Annotated in this window: 1 pseudogene; it reads right to left on the reverse strand. The window is 63.4% G+C overall.

Features of this window, described 5'->3' with window-relative positions:
- Positions 1–139: 139 nt before the first annotated feature.
- Positions 140–1,327, reverse strand: a pseudogene (locus AC6CCG_RS34320) (IS3 family transposase).
- Between the last annotated feature and the right edge of the window lie 294 nt (positions 1,328–1,621).

The following is a 1,621-nucleotide window of genomic DNA, read 5'->3' on the forward strand; positions in this document are numbered from 1 at the left end:
ATCGTTTCGTGCGACACCCTCCTAGTCTGATCACTCCCGTGATCACGGGCCAACACAGCCGCGATCAGGCCTGGCGACCAGCCATCATTCAGCCACTCCTCGATCTTGGGACTGCTGCACGAACTGGTGACAGTTGGGGTTAGGCCGCTTGGGTAGCGGTTGTGGTCATGATCATCTCGTACTCGATTGGGGTCAGCCGGCCGAGTCTGGGTTGGCGTCGGCGGCGGTGGTAGGTCCGCTCGATCCAGGTCACGATCGCGATCCGGAGTTCTTCTCGGGTGGTCCAGTGCTGGCGGTCGAGAACGTTCTTTTGCAGCAGCGCGAAGAAGGACTCCATTGCGGCGTTGTCGCCGCAGGCACCGACTTTGCCCATCGACCCGACCAGATCATGACGGTTGAGCGCGGCCACGAACTTTCGTGACCGGAACTGGCTACCGCGGTCGCTGTGCACGATGCACCCAGCCGCCCGTCGCGTCGGTGCGGCGGGTGATCGCGGATTCCAACGCTGCGACGGCCAGTCGGGACTTCATCGTGGAGTCGATGGAGTAGCCCACGATCCGGTTGGCGTAGACGTCCTTGATCGCGCAGAGGTAGAGCTTGCCCTCGTCGGTGGGGTGCTCGGTGATGTCGGTGAGCCAGAGCCGGTTCGGTGCGTCGGTGGTGAAGGCCCGGTTGACCAGGTCATCATGCACCGGCGGCCCGGTCTTGCCGTTCTTGGCCCGCTTCCTGCTGAAGCGGCTCCACCAACCATTGACCGAGCAGATCCGCCACACGGTGCGCTCACACACCCGATACCCGGCCGCCTTGAGCTCGTCGAAGAGGAGCCGGTAGCCGAACTCCGGATCATCGGCGTGGGCGTCGAAGATCGCGTTGGCCAGATAGGCCTCGGCGAGTTCGGCGGGCATGACCGGGTCCCTCAGCCACCGGTAGTAGGGCTGGCGAGCGACGTTGAGGACCCGGCACGTCACCGCCACAGGAACCCGCACCGGGGCGTCCTCAGCGGCCAACTCACGGACGAGCGGGTAGATCATTTTCCCGGCAAATTGGCTTGCGCGAAGTATGCAGCCGCCTTCTTGAGGACCTCGTTCTCCTGCTCCAGCAACCGGATCCGCTTCTTCGCCTCACGAAGCTCAGCAGAGTCCGACGTGGTCGAACGGCCAACACCGGCTGAGGAACGACCACTGGCCTCATCGTCCTGGGCCAGCCACCGCTGCAGACACGAGGCCGAGACCCCGAAATCCTTCGCGACCTGCGCAATCGTGGAATCCGACTCCCGATACACCCGGATCACGTCCTCGCGGAACTCATTCGGAAACGCCTTCGGCACGATGCACATCCTTCCAGCAGCGACCCACGTCGCCACAGATCAGATGTCACCGATCCGTGCAGCAGTCCCACGCGCCGACCGCTGCCGCAGCCCCCTGCAAACTCGCCCCACCACACACCAGCTCAATGAACCGATCCCGAGTCCCCACCGGAAACAACTTCACCATCGCAACAACCTGAAGCGTCACTGAAGCGTCACGGGTTTGGGGCCGGTCCTTTACGAGAGGATCGGTGTCATGCCGAAGCAGTATCCGAAGCAGGTCCGAGACCGTGCGGTCCGGATGGTTCAAGATCA

The organism is Microlunatus sp. YIM B11417, from assembly GCF_059617205.1.